The sequence below is a fragment of the Protofrankia sp. Cj5 genome (assembly GCF_917627405.1).
In the GTDB taxonomy this organism is placed as follows: Bacteria; Actinomycetota; Actinomycetes; order Frankiales; family Frankiaceae; genus Protofrankia.
Genome location: NZ_CAKJTO010000001.1, coordinates 130,446 through 131,034, shown reverse-complemented (window position 1 = coordinate 131,034; position 589 = coordinate 130,446). Strand labels below are relative to the sequence as shown.

Here is a 589-nt window from a genome sequence, read left to right as displayed (position 1 = left end):
CGGTCATCTGCACCAGCTATGCCGCGTTCGACGCCCTGCTCGACGTACTGTCCGCAGACTCCTACCCACAGGCGAGCTGACCTCTCGGCGGGGTACTCACCCTTCACTACTATTGTCGTGACCGTGCCCACTTTTGAGCCGGTTGCCCGCTTTCTCGCGGAGTTCCATCGGCTCTCCCCCGCGCAGCAAGCCGCGTTCCGGCACGCTGTTGCGCTGTTTCGTGATGGGCTGACGTCGGGCTCGTTTCATCCGAAGCTGCGAGTGAAGAGCTTCAAGTCCGAATCCGGTGTCTATGAGATGACGTGGGCGTACAACGGCCGGGCGCTCTGGCAGTACGGCGACCCGATCCCGGGTAAGCCGGGGCCTCATGTCGAGTGGCTCCGCATCGGCACCCACGACATCTTCGAGCGGTAACGCGGCCGGGTACGGCCGTGCCGTGCCCGCATCAGGCATTGACCGGCACGGCCCCAGCACCGATCGCGATGTCAGTGGAGTGCGTCTGGGGCGAACGCGTCCGACGACAGCGGTTACGGCTCAGCCCGCGTCGGGCGAGGCCACACCGACCGGACAAGACAGCCGGTGATCTCGA

At 65.4% G+C, this 589-nt stretch carries 1 protein-coding gene; it reads left to right on the top strand.

What is annotated here, in order from left to right; genetic code table 11:
• Positions 1 to 117: 117 nt before the first annotated feature.
• Positions 118 to 414 (top strand): hypothetical protein, encoded by a 297-nt coding sequence (locus MJ777_RS00525; RefSeq protein WP_239372352.1) that lies wholly within the window; start codon positions 118 to 120, stop codon positions 412 to 414.
• Positions 415 to 589 lie beyond the last annotated feature (175 nt).